The sequence below is a fragment of the Caulobacter sp. GW822-FHT07D08 genome, from assembly GCF_058798735.1.
Genome location: NZ_JBXAKU010000018.1, coordinates 78,097 through 94,026 on the forward strand (window position 1 = coordinate 78,097; position 15,930 = coordinate 94,026).

At 69.1% G+C, this 15,930-nt stretch carries 15 protein-coding genes; 4 read left to right on the top strand and 11 right to left on the bottom strand.

All coding sequences use genetic code 11. The features are described from left to right. Positions 1–7: 7 nt before the first annotated feature. Positions 8–781 (top strand): MerR family transcriptional regulator, encoded by a 774-nt coding sequence (locus tag AC1RJ9_RS23635; RefSeq protein WP_492840347.1) that lies wholly within the window; start codon positions 8–10, stop codon positions 779–781. On the opposite strand, the gene mutL is transcribed toward AC1RJ9_RS23635, so the two are convergent. Continuing rightward, entirely contained in the window at positions 778–2,700 is a 1,923-nt protein-coding gene (gene mutL / locus AC1RJ9_RS23640; RefSeq protein ID WP_492840345.1) for a DNA mismatch repair endonuclease MutL, read from the bottom strand. The two genes, AC1RJ9_RS23635 and mutL, sit on opposite strands and share 4 nt — an antisense overlap. 158 nt (positions 2,701–2,858) lie before the next feature. Between mutL and AC1RJ9_RS23645 the strand changes: the two genes are divergently transcribed. Continuing rightward, the gene (locus tag AC1RJ9_RS23645) at positions 2,859–3,875 is read left to right on the top strand and encodes a TraB/GumN family protein (RefSeq protein WP_492840343.1); all 1,017 of its coding nucleotides are present in this window, start codon (positions 2,859–2,861) and stop codon (positions 3,873–3,875) included. A gap of 61 nt (positions 3,876–3,936) precedes the next feature. Here AC1RJ9_RS23645 and AC1RJ9_RS23650 read toward each other — a convergent pair whose 3' ends face one another. From AC1RJ9_RS23650 to AC1RJ9_RS23685, 8 genes are all read right to left on the bottom strand, one after another. Continuing rightward, complete coding sequence (locus AC1RJ9_RS23650; RefSeq protein WP_492840341.1) at positions 3,937–4,509, bottom strand: DUF3035 domain-containing protein; 573 nt, start codon at positions 4,507–4,509, stop codon at positions 3,937–3,939. Between the two features lie 129 nt (positions 4,510–4,638). Continuing rightward, on the bottom strand, positions 4,639–5,145 hold the full coding sequence (gene lspA, locus AC1RJ9_RS23655; RefSeq protein ID WP_492840492.1) for a signal peptidase II: 507 nt from the start codon (positions 5,143–5,145) through the stop codon (positions 4,639–4,641). A 158-nt stretch (positions 5,146–5,303) separates the two neighbouring features. Beyond that, positions 5,304–8,267: an isoleucine--tRNA ligase gene (ileS, locus tag AC1RJ9_RS23660; RefSeq protein ID WP_492840339.1), complete on the bottom strand. Its 2,964-nt coding sequence runs from the start codon at positions 8,265–8,267 to the stop codon at positions 5,304–5,306. A gap of 167 nt (positions 8,268–8,434) precedes the next feature. Continuing rightward, positions 8,435–9,541: a S1C family serine protease gene (locus tag AC1RJ9_RS23665; protein WP_492840337.1), complete on the bottom strand. Its 1,107-nt coding sequence runs from the start codon at positions 9,539–9,541 to the stop codon at positions 8,435–8,437. Between the two features lie 193 nt (positions 9,542–9,734). Beyond that, entirely contained in the window at positions 9,735–10,676 is a 942-nt protein-coding gene (locus AC1RJ9_RS23670) for a bifunctional riboflavin kinase/FAD synthetase (protein WP_492840335.1), read from the bottom strand. Then, positions 10,676–11,101: a MaoC family dehydratase gene (locus tag AC1RJ9_RS23675; protein WP_492840490.1), complete on the bottom strand. Its 426-nt coding sequence runs from the start codon at positions 11,099–11,101 to the stop codon at positions 10,676–10,678. The genes AC1RJ9_RS23670 and AC1RJ9_RS23675 overlap by 1 nt, the downstream gene beginning before the upstream one ends. A gap of 20 nt (positions 11,102–11,121) precedes the next feature. Beyond that, entirely contained in the window at positions 11,122–11,982 is an 861-nt protein-coding gene (locus tag AC1RJ9_RS23680) for a TIGR01459 family HAD-type hydrolase (RefSeq protein WP_492840333.1), read from the bottom strand. Between the two features lie 47 nt (positions 11,983–12,029). After that, positions 12,030–12,626: an aspartyl/asparaginyl beta-hydroxylase domain-containing protein gene (locus tag AC1RJ9_RS23685; protein WP_492840331.1), complete on the bottom strand. Its 597-nt coding sequence runs from the start codon at positions 12,624–12,626 to the stop codon at positions 12,030–12,032. Between the two features lie 58 nt (positions 12,627–12,684). Between AC1RJ9_RS23685 and AC1RJ9_RS23690 the strand changes: the two genes are divergently transcribed. Together AC1RJ9_RS23690 and AC1RJ9_RS23695 are read left to right on the top strand one after the other, a co-directional pair. After that, positions 12,685–13,749, top strand: coding sequence for an aspartyl beta-hydroxylase (locus AC1RJ9_RS23690; protein ID WP_492840329.1), 1,065 nt, complete (start codon positions 12,685–12,687; stop codon positions 13,747–13,749). Between the two features lie 30 nt (positions 13,750–13,779). Further along, the gene (locus AC1RJ9_RS23695) at positions 13,780–14,346 is read left to right on the top strand and encodes an NnrU family protein (protein ID WP_492840327.1); all 567 of its coding nucleotides are present in this window, start codon (positions 13,780–13,782) and stop codon (positions 14,344–14,346) included. On the opposite strand, the gene AC1RJ9_RS23700 is transcribed toward AC1RJ9_RS23695, so the two are convergent. Both AC1RJ9_RS23700 and AC1RJ9_RS23705 read right to left on the bottom strand, forming a co-directional pair. Further along, a complete protein-coding gene (locus AC1RJ9_RS23700) occupies positions 14,343–15,029 on the bottom strand; it encodes a 2OG-Fe(II) oxygenase (RefSeq protein WP_492840325.1) in 687 nt (228 codons plus the stop codon). The two genes, AC1RJ9_RS23695 and AC1RJ9_RS23700, sit on opposite strands and share 4 nt — an antisense overlap. Further along, complete coding sequence (locus AC1RJ9_RS23705) at positions 15,026–15,763, bottom strand: methylated-DNA--[protein]-cysteine S-methyltransferase (RefSeq protein ID WP_492840323.1); 738 nt, start codon at positions 15,761–15,763, stop codon at positions 15,026–15,028. The genes AC1RJ9_RS23700 and AC1RJ9_RS23705 overlap by 4 nt, the downstream gene beginning before the upstream one ends. Positions 15,764–15,930: the final 167 nt, after the last annotated feature.

Here is a 15,930-nt window from a genome sequence, read left to right on the forward strand (position 1 = left end):
ACACCGGATGAGCGTCTACACGGTCAAACAGATGGCGAAGCTGTCGGGCGTCTCGGTGCGGACTCTGCACCACTATGACGCCATCGGCCTGCTGCGGCCCCGCGCCGTCGGGGCCAACGGCTATCGCTACTATGACCGCCAGAATCTGCTGCGCCTGCAACAGATCCTGTTTCATCGCGCCCTGGAGACTCCGCTGAAGGACGTCCAGGCCGCGCTGGACGACCCGGCCTTCGACCTCGCCGCCGCGCTTCGCGCCCATCGCGAACGCCTGGCGGCCGAGGCCGAACGCTACGCCAAGCTGGTGGACATCGTGGACCGCACCCTCGCCGACCTCAAAGGAGACGAGACGATGGAAGACAAGGAGATGTTCAGGGGATTCGACCCGGCGAAGCAGGCCAGGCACGAGGCCGAGTTGGTCGAACGCTACGGCGATGGCATGGCGGAGAAGATCGCCCATTCGAAGGCGGGCATGGACAGCTGGGGCAAGGGCGACTGGGCCGGCTTCCAGCAGGAAGCCGTGGCGATCGAGGCCGACATGGCCAAGGCGTTGGCTCAGGGCCTGCCCGCCGATAGCGCCGTCGTCAGCGCGATCATGCGCCGCCACTGGGCCTGGATCGCCAAGTCCTGGAACCGCGAACCGACCCCGGACGCGTTCACGGGCCTGGGGCGGCTGTACCTGGACAACCCGGAGTTCACGGCTCGCTATGAGGCGATCGCGCCGGGACTGACGGAGTATCTGGCCGAGGCGATGCGGGTGTTCGCTGCGGGCCGGTCGGCTTAGCGCCGCCCGAACAGCTTCTCGATGTCGGCCAGCTTCAGCTCGACATAGGTCGGCCGGCCGTGGTTGCACTGGCCTGAGTGCGGCGTGGCTTCCATCTCGCGCAGCAGGGCGTTCATCTCGGCGCCGTTCAAGCGGCGCCCGGCGCGGACGCTGCCGTGGCAGGCCATGGTCGAGCAGACCTCCTCCAGCCGCTCCTTCAGCGCCAGGGCCTGACCGTTCTCGGCCAGGTCGTCGGCGATGTCGCGGACCAGGGCGGCGGCGTCGGTCTTGCCCAGCAGGGCCGGCGTCTCGCGCACCAGGACCGCGCCGGGGCCAAAGCTCTCGATGACGAGACCCAGGCTGGCCAGTTCCTCGGACCGGGCGACCACGCGCTCGGCCTCGGCGGGATCGAGGTCGACCACCTCGGGCAGCAGCAGGGTCTGACGGGACACGCCGCCGGCCGCCATCTCGCCCTTCATGCGCTCATAGACCAGACGCTCGTGGGCGGCGTGCTGGTCGACGATGACCATGCCGTCGCGGGTCTGGGCGACGATGTAGGTCTCATGCACCTGGGCCCGGGCCGCGCCCAGCGGGAAATCCACGGGGTCGAACGGCGCGGCGGACGCGTAGTCCGGCGCGGGGCGGTCCTCGAAGGCGACATTGGCATAGGCCTCGCGCACCACCTCGGCCAGCTGGCCCCCGAAGCCTGGCGTGTAGCTGGGTTCGACCCGCGCCGAGACCTCGTTCAGCCCCGGCAGATCCATCGGCCGCTGCGTCGGCGGCGTCCAACCGCCCTCGCGCCAGGCCGAGAATCCGGCGGCCGACGGGCCAGGCTGGTATCCCGGCTGATACCCCGGGAACGGGCTCTGCTGGGCGCGGATGCTGTCCAGCGCCTGGGTGGCGACGGTGGTCGAGGCCCGGTGGCCGGCCCCGGCCAAGGCGTGGCGCAGCGCGCCGACGATCAGGCCGCGCACCAGCGCCGGGTCGCGGAAGCGGACCTCGGCCTTGGCGGGGTGAACGTTGACGTCGACCTCGCTGGTGTCGAGCGTCACATACAGCGCCGCCGTCGGGTGGCGGTCCCTGGCGAGAAAGTCGGCATAGGCCGCGCGCAGGGCGCCTTGCAGCAGGCGGTCGCGCACCGGGCGGCCGTTGACGAACAGGTACTGGTGGGCGGCGTTGCCGCGATTATAGGTCGGCAGGCCGGCGAACCCCGACAGGCGCACGCCGTCGCGGACCTGGTCGATCTCGATGGCGTTGTCCTGGAAGTCGCGGCCCAGCACGGAGGCCAGGCGCGCCAAGCGTCCTTGCGGCCCGGGATGCTCGGGCGGCAGGCGCAGAATGCGGCGGCCGTCGATGTCCAGCGAGAAGCCGACGCTCTCGTTGGCCATGGCCTGGCGCTTGATCTCCTCGGTGATCGCCAGGGCCTCGGCGCGCTCGGACTTCATGAACTTCAGGCGCGCGGGCGTGGCGTAGAACAGGTCGCGCACCTCGATCCGCGCCCCATGCGGGCCGGGGAAGGCGGCGGGCGACACGTCGCCGACCTGGCCGCCCTCGACCAGGATCGAATGGGCGTCGCTCGAACCCTTGGCGCGCGAGCTGATCGTCAGCCGCGCCACCGAACCGATCGACGGCAGGGCCTCGCCCCGGAAGCCCATGGTGTGGATGCGCAGTAGGTCCCAGAGACCATCCTCGTCGGGCGCCAGCTTCGAGGTCGCGTGGCGCTCGATGGCCACCGGCAGTTCTTCGGCCGACAGGCCGCAGCCGTCGTCGGCCACCAGGATGCGGGTCAGGCCGCCGCCGTGGGCCTCGACCTCGATCCGCGTCGCGCCCGCGTCGATGGCGTTGTCGACCAGCTCCTTGATCGCGCTCGCGGGCCGTTCGACCACCTCGCCGGCGGCGATGCGGTTGACGGTCTCGGGCGGCAGGCGGCGGATGGGCATCACACGGACTTTCACGAGGCAGGCCGGAGCCCCCTTCAAACCCGAAGGAAGCTCAAGCATTGCGACTCCTTAAGTTGACCGACCTAACGCCGATCGGCCAACGACAGGGAGAACGCGGAGTTTATCTCGATTCCGCCGCCGTTCGAGGAAGACAGATAGTGACCCTTCGCCGTTTCGCCGCCGCCGGTCTCGCCCTTTCGCTGCTTTGCGGGGGATCGGCCTTGGCGCAGGCTCGCAACGAGGTCTCGATCCACCAGACGGCGCCGGTCGACCTGCGCGCCGCCGACCCCGAAGGGACCTTGGTCGAGGAACTGGTCGTCAACGCCAAGCTGCCCGGCCCGGCCTGGTGGAAGGTGTCGGACGCCGACAGCACGGTCTACATCCTGGCCATCCCGGCCCTGTCGCCCAAGACCCTGACCTTCGACACCTCGGTGCTAGAGCGTCGCCTCGATGGCGCCAACCGCCTGATCATGGCGCCCGAGCCCGACGTCAGCGTCGTGCGGATCATCGCCCTGGCCGTGGGCGGCCGGCGCTATTTCCTGGCCGACAAGCCGATGCGCGACACCCTGCCGCCCGAACTGCGCGCCCGCCTGGAGAAGCGCCTGGCCGACGGCGGCGAGAAGCTGGACAGCATGGACGACATCAAGCCGGCCTTCGCCGGTTTCCTGGTCGCCAACATGAAGAAGGGCGGTTCGATCAGCATCCAGAGCGGCGGCGTGGCCGACAAGGTCGAGGCGATCGCCAGGAAGAGCGACCTCAAGAAGCGGCCGCGCATCCAGAAGCTGGACGGCTACGACGTGATCGACGCCCTGAAGTCGGTCGGCTCGCTGCCCAAGCCGATGCAGGAGTTCTGCCTGGACGCCGGCCTGCGCGAGGCCGACGCCGGCGGCTCCCGGGCCGTCGAGACGGCCCAGCGCTGGGCCGAAGGCGACGTGGTCAAGCTGGCGGCGGCCGATCGCGGCTACCAGGCCTGCCTGTCGGCGACGCCGGGCGTGGCCTCGGAGATCCGCAAGACCATCGACCGCTCGACCAAGGCCATCGATCAGGCCCTGAAGACGCCCGGCAAGTCGGTGGCGCTGGTCAACTTCCGACCGCTGCTGTCGGAGGAGGGCGTCTTGGCCAGGCTGAGGGCCAAGGGCTACACGATCACCACGCCGGCCGAAGTCCAGCCTTGAACGCGAAACGGCCCGGAACCGCGAGGCTCCGGGCCGTTCGATTGTCTCGGCGCGCCTGAGCTTAGAGGCCCGGCAGCTTGATGCCGGTCTTCTTTTCGCGGCTGATGACCACGCCACCGGCGCCCACCAGCTTCTTCAGACGGGCTTCCTCGGCGGCGGCGTCGACCTCGGCCGGGGCGTTGGCGCCCGACTCGGCGGCGGTGGCGACGTTCGTCGTCTTGGGCTGGCCCTTCTTCCAGAACATCACCTTGCTGGCGAAGCTCTCGTCCTTGTGGGCCAGGTCGCCGTTCTCGTCGTCGACCACGAAGCGGATCAGGGGATCGGCCTTGTCGGTCCCGGCGCGGGCGACCAGCAGCTTTTCACCTTCCGAACGACCGGCGGCGTTGCTCTGGCCGATCAGGGCGGCGCGAGCGGCGCTTTCCGGCTGCAGTTCCTGAGGACGCGGCTCGCCGGGCGCCGGCGGACGCAGGGCGTAGTCCGGCGGCACGGCCAGCGGGGCCTTGCTGACGACGCGGAATTCGTCGGGAACCACCTTGTTCATGCCCAGGGCTTTCTGGGTCGAGGTGCAGCCGGCCAGGCCGATCACGGCCACGGCGGTCAGGGCGCTTACGGTCGCGACCCGATTGAAACTCATCAAACCATGCTCCAGCAGGCCGACCCCCGGCCCAAATTTTGGACGCTCTCGATACGACATCCTCGCCCGGGCGCCAATCTCCCACGCGAATGCGGCGTCATTCCGTCAAAACGCCTTGGCGGCCCTAACTCACTCAGCCGGTTCGGCCAGCTTCTTCTCGCCATAGAGGAAGCTGTCGATCAGCAGCAGGGCCACCCCGATGTTGATCGCCGAGTCGGCGATGTTGAAAACCCACGGGAAGTTCAGGCGCGAGACGTCGATGAAGTCGACGACATAGCCGTACAGCACCCGGTCGATCAGGTTGTTGCCGATCGCCGCGCCGATGATCATGCCGACCCCGATGGCCGGCAGCAGCTTGTTGGCCTTGCGAGCCCAGACCGACAGGCCGATCACCACGAGAATCGAAAAGCCGATCAGCAGCCAGCGGCCCCAGTCGTGGTCCTTCAGCAGGCCAAAGCTCATGCCGTAGTTATGGACCATCGTCAGGTGCAGCGGACCCAGCAGCGGCAGGGACGCGCCCTGTTCGCGGCCCAGCAGGCCCAGGACCCAGAGCTTGGAGATCTGGTCCAGCACCAGGGTGACGGCGGCGACGGCGTAGGCGGTCCAGCCGAGGCGGGTGATTTTCAGTGACGACAAGCTCATCCATCCATCTTGCACCCTCTCCCATAGGGAGAGGAGGGACCCGCCGCGCAGCGGTGGGAGGTGAGGGGTTTCACCGGTAGCCGGCGTGCCGGCACGCCGTCAAACCTCGTAACCCCTCACCCCTACCCCTCTCCCTATGGGAGAGGGAGATTTCAGCCCCGCTGAGCGTCCCAGTACGCCACAGCTTCAGCGTCGCGAAGGCTAAGCTCCGGATAGCGGGGATCGGTTCCCACCTCCGGCAGGATCCGCCACGAGCGGGCGCACTTGTTCCCCTCGGCCAGTTTCGGATCCACCGACACGCCCTTGACCTCGTCGGTCGTGAACGCGCCGCTTTCACCGGCGACCAGGGTCGCGGCGCTCGTGCGGAACACCTCGGCGGCGTCCAGGCCATCGAAGGCGGCCAGCAGCTCGGCGTCGGCGACGTGGACGACCGGCGCCGCCTCCAGCGCCGAGCCGATGCGCTTTTCGCGGCGTTCGACTTCCAGGGCGCCGGTCACCACCGACATCACCGTCTCGACCTTGGCCCAGCGGGCGGCCTCGGCGTCGTTGCGCCACTCGGCCGGCGTCGCCGGGATCACCCGCAGGCTGTTGGAGCCCGCCTCGGGGAAGCGCGTCTGCCACGCCTCTTCCATGGTGAAGCTGGTCAGCGGCGACAGCCAGATGGTCAGACGCTCGAACACATAGTCCAGCACCGTGCGATAGGCCCGACGGCGCAGGGCGTTCGGCGCGTCGCAATAGAGGCTGTCCTTGCGGATGTCGAAGAACAGGGTCGACAGATCGCCCTGGCAGAACTCGATCAGCGGCCGGGTCACGTCGGCGAAGCGATAGGCCTCGTAGGCGGCGCGCACCTGGCCATCCAGTTCCCACAGGCGGTGCAGGATGTACTTCTCCAACGGCGGGAAGTCGGCGTAGTCGGTGACCCGCTCGTCTTCCGTAAAGCCGGCCAGGGCGCCCAGCAGGTAGCGCGTGGTGTTGCGCAGCTTGCGATAGGCGTCGGTCGTGGTGGCCAGGATCGTCTTGCCGATCCGCTGGTCTTCCGAATAGTCGACCATCGCCGCCCACAGGCGCAGGATCTCGGCGCCGCTTTCCTTGGTGATGGTCTGCGGCTCGACGGTGTTGCCCTTGGACTTGGACATCTTCTCGCCGTTCTCGTCCTGGGTGAACCCGTGGGTGAGAACCGCCTTATACGGCGCGCGGCCCCGCGTGCCGCAGCCTTCGAGCAGGCTGGACTGGAACCAGCCGCGGTGCTGGTCCGAGCCTTCCAGATAGAGGTCGGCCGGCCAGTGGCTGTCGGCCCGGCCCTCGATCGTGAAGGCGTGGGTACAGCCGCTGTCGAACCAGACATCCAGGATGTCGCCGACCTTCTCGTACTGGGCTGGATCATAGGCGTCGCCCAGGAAGTCGGCGTCGGGACGCGAGAACCAGGCGTCGGCCCCGCCCTCGCGGATGGCCGCCAGGATGCGGGCGTTGACCGCCGCGTCCATCAGCGGGGCGCCGGTGGTCTTGTCGACGAACATGGCCAGGGGCGTGCCCCAGGCGCGCTGACGGCTGACCAGCCAGTCGGGGCGCGTCTCGACCATCGAGCCGATGCGGTTGCGGCCGGCGTCGGGGTGGAAGGCGGTGTCGGCGATGGCCTGGATCGCGGTCTCGCGCAGGGTCTGGCCGCTCTCGAGCGGCTGATCCATGCGGATGAACCACTGTGGGGTGTTGCGGAAGATGATCGGGGCCTTCGAGCGCCAGCTGTGCGGATAGCTGTGCTCGACGCGGCCGCGCGCCAAGAGGGCGCCGGCCTCGATCAGCTTGTCCATCACCGCGCCGTTGGCGGGGCCGAACTTGCCGGCCTTCTTGCCCTCGGTCTCGATGACTTTCAGGCCCGCGAACAGCGGCACGTGCGGGTAGTAGGCGCCGTCCGGATCAACGGTGTCGGGGATGGAGTCCAGCGCGTAGCCGCTCTTCAGCCACACCAGATAGTCGTCCGCGCCGTGACCCGGGGCGGTGTGGACAAAGCCCGTGCCGGCGTCGTCGGTGACGTGCTCGCCGGCGAGGAGGGGGACGTCGAAGCCGAAGCCCTCATCGAATTGCGCCAGCGGGTGGGCGCAGACCAGACCGGTCGGATCGACGGGCTCGACCCGGCGCCAGGTCGCGACCTTGGCGGCCTTGCGGACGTCCTCGGCCAGCTTGTCGGCGATGACCAGGCGGTCTCCGGCCTTCGACCACGGGGCGAACTCGAGGTTCTCCTCCATGGCTTCCACCTCATAGAGGCCGTACTCGACCTTGGGGTTGAAGCTGATGGCGCGGTTGGCGGGGATGGTCCACGGCGTGGTGGTCCAGATCACGACAGAGGCGTCGTTGGGCTGAAGGCGGAAGACGTTGTCGCCGGCCGGATTGCCCGACAGCGCGTAGTGCTCCTCGTCATAGACCTTGACCGGGAACTTCACCCAGATCGTGGGGCTGACGTGGTCGTGGTACTCGATCTCGGCGTCGGCCAGGGCCGTGCGCTCGACCGGGCTCCACATCACCGGCTTGGAGCCGCGATAGAGCTGGCCGCTGGCGGCGAACTTGTGGAACTCGGCGACGATCGTGGCTTCCGAGGTGAAGTCCATGGTGGCGTAGCGGTTCCACCAGTCGCCCAGGACGCCCAGGCGCTGGAACTCGGTCTTCTGGGCCTCGACCCAGCCGCCGGCATATTCGCGGCAGCGGGTGCGGAATTCCTCGGCCGGGACCTCGTCCTTGCGGCGGCCCTTGGCGCGGAACTCTTCCTCGATCTTCCACTCGATCGGCAGGCCGTGGCAGTCCCAGCCCGGTACGTAGTCGACGTCGTAGCCCAGGGCGAAGCGCGAGCGGACCACGAAGTCCTTCAGCGTCTTGTTCAGGGCGTGGCCGATATGGATCGCGCCATTGGCGTAGGGCGGGCCGTCGTGCAGCACGAACAGCGGGGCGCCGTCGGCCTGGCGCTTGGCGCGGATCGCGCCGTACAGGCCCTTGTCGGAGAGGGCGGCCCAGCCCTCCAGGATCTCGGGCTCCTTCTTGGGCAGGCCCCCGCGCATCGGGAACGGGGTGTCGGGAAGAAAGACGGTTTCGCGATAGTCGCGGGCGGTCGTGGCGTCGTCGGCCATGGAATAGGTGTCCGGCTTGAAAGGGGTCGGAAGAGGGCGGGAAAACCCGGCGCGCGCTGGAGGATCGTCCGGCGGCGTCACGCCGGGCGGATAATTCGCGAAATCTTCCGAACGAAATTCATGGCCAGCGGGATAGCAGAGGGAGGGCCGGGGCGCAAAGGCTTCGGCTAAGCCCCCGGCTTCCGCAGCTTGGGCGTGACGGTCACGGTCATCAGGCGGGCGTTGCGGATGATCAGGAACGCGGTGGCGCGGCCGATGCTGTGGTGGTCCAGCGCGCGCAGCAGGTCGTCGAGGCCGGTCAGCGCCTGGTTTCCCGCCGCGACCAGCAGGTCGCCCTCCTTGATCCCCGCCTTGGCCGCTGGGCCGCCGAGATCGACATGGGCGACATAGACCGCATAGGGCTGCTGGACGCCCGTCGCCCGCGCCAGGGTCGGCGGGATCGGGGCCTGCTGGGCGATCAGGCCGATCGAGCCGCGTCGCACATGGCCGTGCGCCAGCAGTTCGCCGATCACGAAGCGGGCGGTGTTGGCCGCCACCGCGAAGCACAGGCCTTGGTAGCCGGCGATAATGGCGGTGGCGATGCCGATCACCTCGCCGGTCGAATTGACCAGCGGGCCGCCGCTGTTGCCGGGATTGAGCGCCGCGTCGGTCTGGATCAGGTCCTCGATCAGCCGGCCGCGCTCGCCCCGCAAGGACCGGCCCATGGCCGAGACGACGCCGGTGGTCACCGTCGCCTCGAAGCCCAGCGGCGCGCCGATGGCGATGACCAGTTGGCCGCGCCGCAGTTTCTTGGAATCGCCCAGCCGGGCCACCGGGATGTCGGCGGCCTGGTCGATCTTGATGATGGCCAGGTCGGTGTCGGGATCGTCGCCGACGCAGCGGGCGGTGAAGTTGCGGCCCTCGGCCGTGATGACCACGAAGCGGCTGGCGCCCTGGATCACGTGGCTGTTGGTCAGGATCAGCCCGCCCCCAAGCTCCTTGTCGGCGCCGATGGCGAAGCCCGAGCCGACGCCGGACATCCGGGGATCTTCCAGCATCGGATGGATGCGCACGACGCTGGGTCCGACCCGTTCGACGGCGCGGACCACGGCGTTGGAATAGGCGTCCAGCAAGTCACCGTCGGGCAGGGCGCAATAGCCGCCCTCGATCTCGATGGCCTTGCCCGTGTCGAACACGAACTGCGCGCCCTCGGGATAGGCCAGGATCTCGTGGGCCCGCGCCTTCGCCGGCTGCCTGGCGCGCGCGAAATCCCGGTACTTGCGCCCCTTGAGCATGCGGTCCCCACCCAGCCGTTAAACAAGGTTAACGGGGCGGGGGAGGAGGGGAAAGGGTTTCGTGCGCCGCGCGATCCCCCTCCACCGGCGTCCGCCGGTCCCCCTCCCCCAAGGGGGGAGGAGAGATTCTCCGCCACCCACTTGGGGGCGGACAGACCACGCGGAGCGTGGTCAGGTGGGGGTTAGTGCCGAGTCAGAACCCCGGCGCCACGATCGCCCGCGCCGCCTGCTCGTCGCGGCGGATCTGCTCGATCATCAGCTCCAGGCTGTCGAACTTCAGTTCCGGGCGCAGGAAGGCGATCAGGTCGGTCTCGATGATCTGGCCGTACAGATCCTCGTCGAAGTCGAACAGCCAGGTCTCCAGCCGGGTCTCGACCATGCCGGTGGTGGGGTTGTTGCCGAGATTGGCCACGCCGGGCACCTCGCGGCCGTCGGGCAAGCGGGTGCGGGTGGCGTAGACGCCGAGCTTGGGGACGACATAGTCCTCGACCTCGACATTGGCGGTGGGGAAGCCCAGCTGGCGGCCCAGTTGCTGGCCCCGGCGCACCACGCCCTCGATGGCGAAGGGGCGGCCCAGGATGCGGGCGGCCTGGTCCGGCTCGCCGTTGCGCAGCGCGTCGCGGACGCCCGTCGAGGAGAACTTGTCGCCGTCGCGGCTGGCCACGGGTTCGGCGATCGAGACGGTGAAGCCATATTCATCGCCATAGGTTTTCAGCAGGTCGGCGCTGCCGCTGCGGCCGCGGCCGAACGAGATGTCGAAGCCGGCGGCGACGTGCTTGACGCCCAGGCCCTCGACCAGCACCTTTTCGACGAATTCGCGGTCGCCGAAGCTGGCCATCTCGAAGTCGAACGGCAGCAGATAGAGCAGGTCGACGCCGAGGCCGCCCAGCGCCCGGGCCTGCTGGCCGTGAGTCATCAGCTTGAAGGCCGGCTCGGTCGGCCGGAACAGGCGGCGCGGGTGCGGGTCGAAGGTGATCACCCCCAGCGGCGTGTGGTCGGCCAGCGCCGCTTTCGCGGCCTGGGCGATCACCTGCTGGTGGCCGCGATGCACGCCGTCGAAATTGCCCAGCGCCACGGCGGCGCCGCGCTCGTCGGCGGGGAGGTTCTTCCAGGCGTTGACAGTCTTGAGCGGCATCAGGCGGCCTTGCGCGGAACCATGACCACGGCCTCGCCGTCGACGACCGCCTTGCCGCCCACCTTGCAGACGGTGGCGAGGGTGACCTGGGCCTTGGCTTCGTTGATCTCGGAGATGGTGACCACGGCGGTGACCTCGTCGCCGATCCTGACCGGGCGTTTGAACTTCAGCGTCTGCGACAGGTAGATCGCGCCGGGGCCGGGCAGGGCGGTGCCCAGCACCGCCGAGATGTAGCCGGCCGACAGCATGCCGTGAGCGATGCGCCCGCCAAAGCTGGTCTTGGCCGCGTAGTCGGGGTCCAGGTGCACCGGATTGGTGTCGCCGGTCACCTGAGCGAAGGCGACGATGTCGGCCTCGCCCACCGTGCGGACCAGCTGCGCCGACTGACCGACGCTCAGCTCTTCGAGAAACTTGCCCTGCATGATGATCCCCTTGTTCTTTTTGCTTACCAGACCAGATCGCCGATGGCGTGGGTCGCGCCCACGGCCTCGGCGTCGAGCAGGGCCTGAACGGCCTCCGGGATCAGCAGGCCATCGGGCCCGACGGCCGCCTCGCCATGGATGCCCTTGGCGATGAACAGGCAGGCCAGCTTTTGGTCGCGGGCGCCCTTCACGTCGGTGATGACGCCGTCGCCGATGCACAGCACGCGGTCGCGATCGACGGGACGACCCAGCAGTTGCGCCGCCTCGGCCACGGCCAGGTCGTAGATCGCCCCATAGGGCTTGCCGGCCATGACCACCTTGCCGCCCAGGGTCTCATAGAGATCGGCCAGGGCCCCGGCGCAGAAGATCAGGCGCTCGCCGCGCTGCACGACGCGATCGGGATTGGCGCAGATGAACAGCAGGCCCCGGTCGGCGGCGACCTTCAGGCGATCGCGATAGTCCTCGGGGACTTCCTTTTCGTCCTCGTAGAGGCCCGAGCACAGGATGAAGTCGGCGTCCTCGGGGCCCGCCAGGGTCAGGTCGAAGCCCGCCCACAGCGGCCCGTCGCGCTCCGGGCCGATCTTCCAGACCTTGGTTCCCGTGTGCGGCGTCAGCAGCGCCCGGGTCGCGTCGCCCGAGGTGACGAATCCCTGCCAGGCCGAGCGCGGCACGCCCAGGCCGTCAAGCTGCGCCACCACGTCATACGAGGGCCGCGGTGAGTTGGAGATCAGCACCACCGGACCCTTGGTCTCACCCCACTGGGTCAGCGCCACACAGGCCTCGGGGAAGCTCTCCACCCCGTTGTGGATCACGCCCCAGACGTCGCACAGCACCACGTCGTAGCGGTCGGAAAGGTCGGAAAGGCCGGCGGGAAAGTCCATCATGGATTGGGCGGTAAAGCTCGCGGGAGTGGGCGTCAACCAGGAGCCATCTAGGCGCTCGCACCCTCGGTCGCCAGGGCAAGGCTCATCTGTTCGGCCAGCCAGTCGTTCATGCGGGCGTCGATCACCAGGTGAACCCGGTCGGTGTCGCCGCGATTGGCCACCGTATGAGGGTCGGAAAGGCGCAGGTACCAGGCCTCGCCCGGGGCCATCGGCACAGGGACGCCATTGACCTTGAACTCGACGGCCGGGTTGCTGGCGATCGGGACGTGGATACGCGCCTTGCCGTCCTCGGCGCACAGATCGAGGTCGGTATGCTCCTTGATCACCGAGCCGGGCGCCAGCTTCATCAGCCGCACGCTGGTCAGCGGGCATTCGAAGGCGGCCAGGACCGACTGGAAATAGGGGCAGGCCTCCAGGAACGGCGTGGCGACATAGTCGATGCGGACCGGGTCAGAATAGATCATCCGGATCGGATGGGTCTCTCCGGCCATGCAGCGCAGGGCGATGGCGCTCCAGTCGCCGTCATAGTTCTGGCGGACGAAATGCGAGACCCAGGTCGTCCCGGCTTCGACCCGCGCGAGATCCGCGCGCAGCCGGTCCGGATCGAAGGCCAAGGGCAACCGCACGCGGTCTGGAAAGCGCATGGTTTCAGCTTATGCTGGTGCTCCGTGTCGCCACAAGCGATGATCTTCCGGAGCCCGAATGACCCTCGCGCCGAGCCTGGCGGCCTTCGGACGGCTGCTGTCCGATGCGGATCTTCGCGCGCGTCTCGCCGAGGAGCAGGACATCGGCGCGGCCGCGTTGGCGTTGGGTCTGGAGCAGCCCGGCTGGCAGGCTCCGCCGATCCGGCTCGACCAGGCGCCGCCGCCCGGCTGGCTGCCGGCCGCGATCGACGGCGACCGGGTGTCTTGGCGGTGGTTCGGGCGCCGGGTGCTGGACGATGGCTTCTACGCGCACGAACTGCTGACGGCGGGTTTTCTGGCGATCAACCGGCTGTTCGCCATCGAGACGCCGCTTTCGGCTTTGCCGTCGGGTTCGCGCGCGCCGGACGGGCTTGTCTTTCACATGTCCCGCTGTGGCTCGACCCTGATCGCGCGAATGCTGGCGGCCGATCTCGACGCCACCGTGATCTCGGAGGCCCAGCCGATCGACGCGGCGGTGCGGACCGGCGACCCGACCCTGCTGCGCGCCGTGGTCGCCGCCTTCGCCCGGCCGCGCGGGATCGGCGAGGCGCGGCTGTTCCTGAAGCTGGACTGCTGGAACAGCCGGGCGCTCCCGCTGTTCCGGGCGGCCTTTCCCGACACGCCCTGGATCTTCTCCTACCGCGAGCCCGTCGAGGTGATGGTCTCCCACGCCCGTCGCGCCGGAAGCCAGATGGTCCCCTCGCTGGTTCCGTCCTCGATCCTCGGATTGGCGTGGGGGAACCCGCGGGATCCGCTCTATCATGCGGCCGTTCTGGCCAGCGTCTGCGAGGGCGCGCTGGACGGCTGGGCGAGGGGCGGCGGGATGCTGGTCGACTATCGCGACCTGCCGGAGGCGGTGTTCACGCGGGTGCTGCCGCATTTCGGACTGACGCTGGCTTCCGACGTCGAGGCGGCGATGCGGGCGGTCGCGGGCGTGAACGCCAAGGCTCCGGGCGAGGCCTTCTTGCCCGACAGCGAGGCCAAGCGCCGTGAGATCAGTCCCGCGATCCTGGCGGCGTGCGAGGGCCGCCTGGCGATCGCTCACGCGCGGTTGCGCCTGCTTTCGGAAATCGTCGTTCCGTGACTATGATCCCGGGACAAACGGGAGGGGCCGATGACGATACTGATCCTGGGGCTGATGCTGTTTCTGGGCGTCCATTCGACGCGGATCCTGGCCGCGCCGTTCCGCAACGCCCAGGTCGCCGCCAATCCGGGCCGCTGGAAGGGGCTGTATTCCGTTCTCTCAGCGGTGGGGCTGGGGCTGATCATCTGGGGCTGGATCCAGTTCCGGCCGATGGCGCCGCAGCTCTACGACCCGCCGCCCTGGGGCCGTCACGCCGCGATGGGCCTGGTCTGGATCGCTTTCGTGCTGCTGGCCGGCTCGAACGGGCCGGTCGGACGGATCAAGGCGACCGTGCGCCACCCGATGCTGCTGGGAACCATCCTGTGGTCGGCCGGCCACCTGCTGGCCAATGGCGACCAGGCCTCGGCGCTGCTGTTCGGGGCGTTTCTGGTCTGGGCGATCGTGGACCTGATCTCGGCGCTGGGACGCGGGGAGCCGGCGCCGGTCGTGACCAAGCCGATCGCGGACGTGATCGCGGTCGTGGCGGGCACGGCGCTGTATGCGGTGTTCGTGGTCTTCCTGCACCGGCTGCTGTTCGGGGTCTCGCCGCTAGGCTAGGTCGCGTCGTGGAAGATGACGCCTAGCGTTCGCCGCCGGCCTGAGCGGATCTCGCTCACGCCGTGCCGCAACACGCGACGGTGGACGCCGCGCACGCCTTCGGCCGGCCGTTCGCGCACGGCGAAGATCACGCCCTCGCCTTGCCTCAGCGGCACGACCTGCGGCGCGCTCTGTTGGCGGGGCCGCTGCTCGACGATCACGAACTCGCCGCCGTCGAAGTCCCGGCCCGGCTCGTCCAGCAGGAACGCCGCCTGCAGCGGGAAGACGTGCTCGCCGTAGAGGTCCTGGTGCAGGCAGTTGTAGTCGCCGGGGCCGTAGGTCAGCAGCAGGGGCGTGGGCCGGACTTGGCCAGCCTCGCGGCAGCGCGCCAGCATGTCGTCCAGCGCTTCCGGGAAGCGGCGGTCTTCGTCCAGACGCTCGGCCCAGCGGTTGGCGATCGTCGACAGCGGACCGTAGAGACCCTGCCGGAGTCGTTGCACGACGTCCGGCAGGGGGTAGCTGAAGTACTTGTACTCGCCGCGTCCGAAGCCGTGGCGGGCCATGACCACCCGACTGCGGAAGCCCGCGTCCTGGAGATAGAGGTCGGCGATCCCCTGGCAGGTCTCGGGCTTCAGGATCGGGCCGGTCAGGGCCCAGCCGCGCGCGTCGAGCTCGGCGCCGATGCGAATCCAGTCGAGTGTCACGCGGCCACGCGCGCCCCTTCACGCGCCAGAAGGGCCTGCTTGCGCTCGACGCCCCAGCGGTAGCCCGACAGGCCGCCGTCGGCGCGGACCACGCGGTGGCAGGGCGTGATCACCGCCAGCGGATTGGCTCCGCAGGCCTGGGCCACGGCGCGCGCGGCGCTGGGCCGGCCGATGGCGCGGGCGATGTCGGCATAGGAGGCGGTCTGGCCGACGGGGATCTCACGCAGCGCGCCCCAGACGGCCTTCTGCAGCTCGGTGCCTTGCGCGTCGGTCGGCAGGTCCGGCGCGCGGTCGGGATGGTCGATCAGATCGGCCACCGCCTTCAGGTCGGCGGCCAACCCCTCGGCGTCCGAGACGATCCGGGCGTGCTTGAAGCGCTTCTCCAGGTCGGCTCGCAGCGCCTCGGCGTCGTCGCCCAGGGTGATCAGGCGCAGGCCCGCGTCCGAGCGGGCGACCAAGGCCAGGCCCAGGCTGGTCTCGCCGACGGCCCAGCGCAGGGTCTCGCGATTGATGTCGGGCTTGCAGCGCAGGCAGGCGCGCAGGCCAGCGGCGCGGGCGTCTTCCCGGGTGGCGTAGAAGGCGACGTTCTTGCGCAGCGGACGGCCGCCGCAGCTGGCGACGCAATAGACGCCGGTGGTGCGCACGCCGATATAGAAGGCGCCCTCGGCGGCGCGATCCCTGGCGCGCATGGCGTTCCAGCGCGCGTCATCATTGGGATAGGTCGAAGCGATCATGGGGATCTCCTTTCGTGAGGAGATCGTGCGTCACGCCGTCGTCCCGGTCATTCCGAAGCTTGCGGCCCGGCGCCCAAAGCTGTCAGCAGTCTAGGCCACGGACTCATTAAATCGCAGCCAAATGCGTACTGAGGCGAGTTTGACGCCGGCGAGATAGTTGTCGGCGC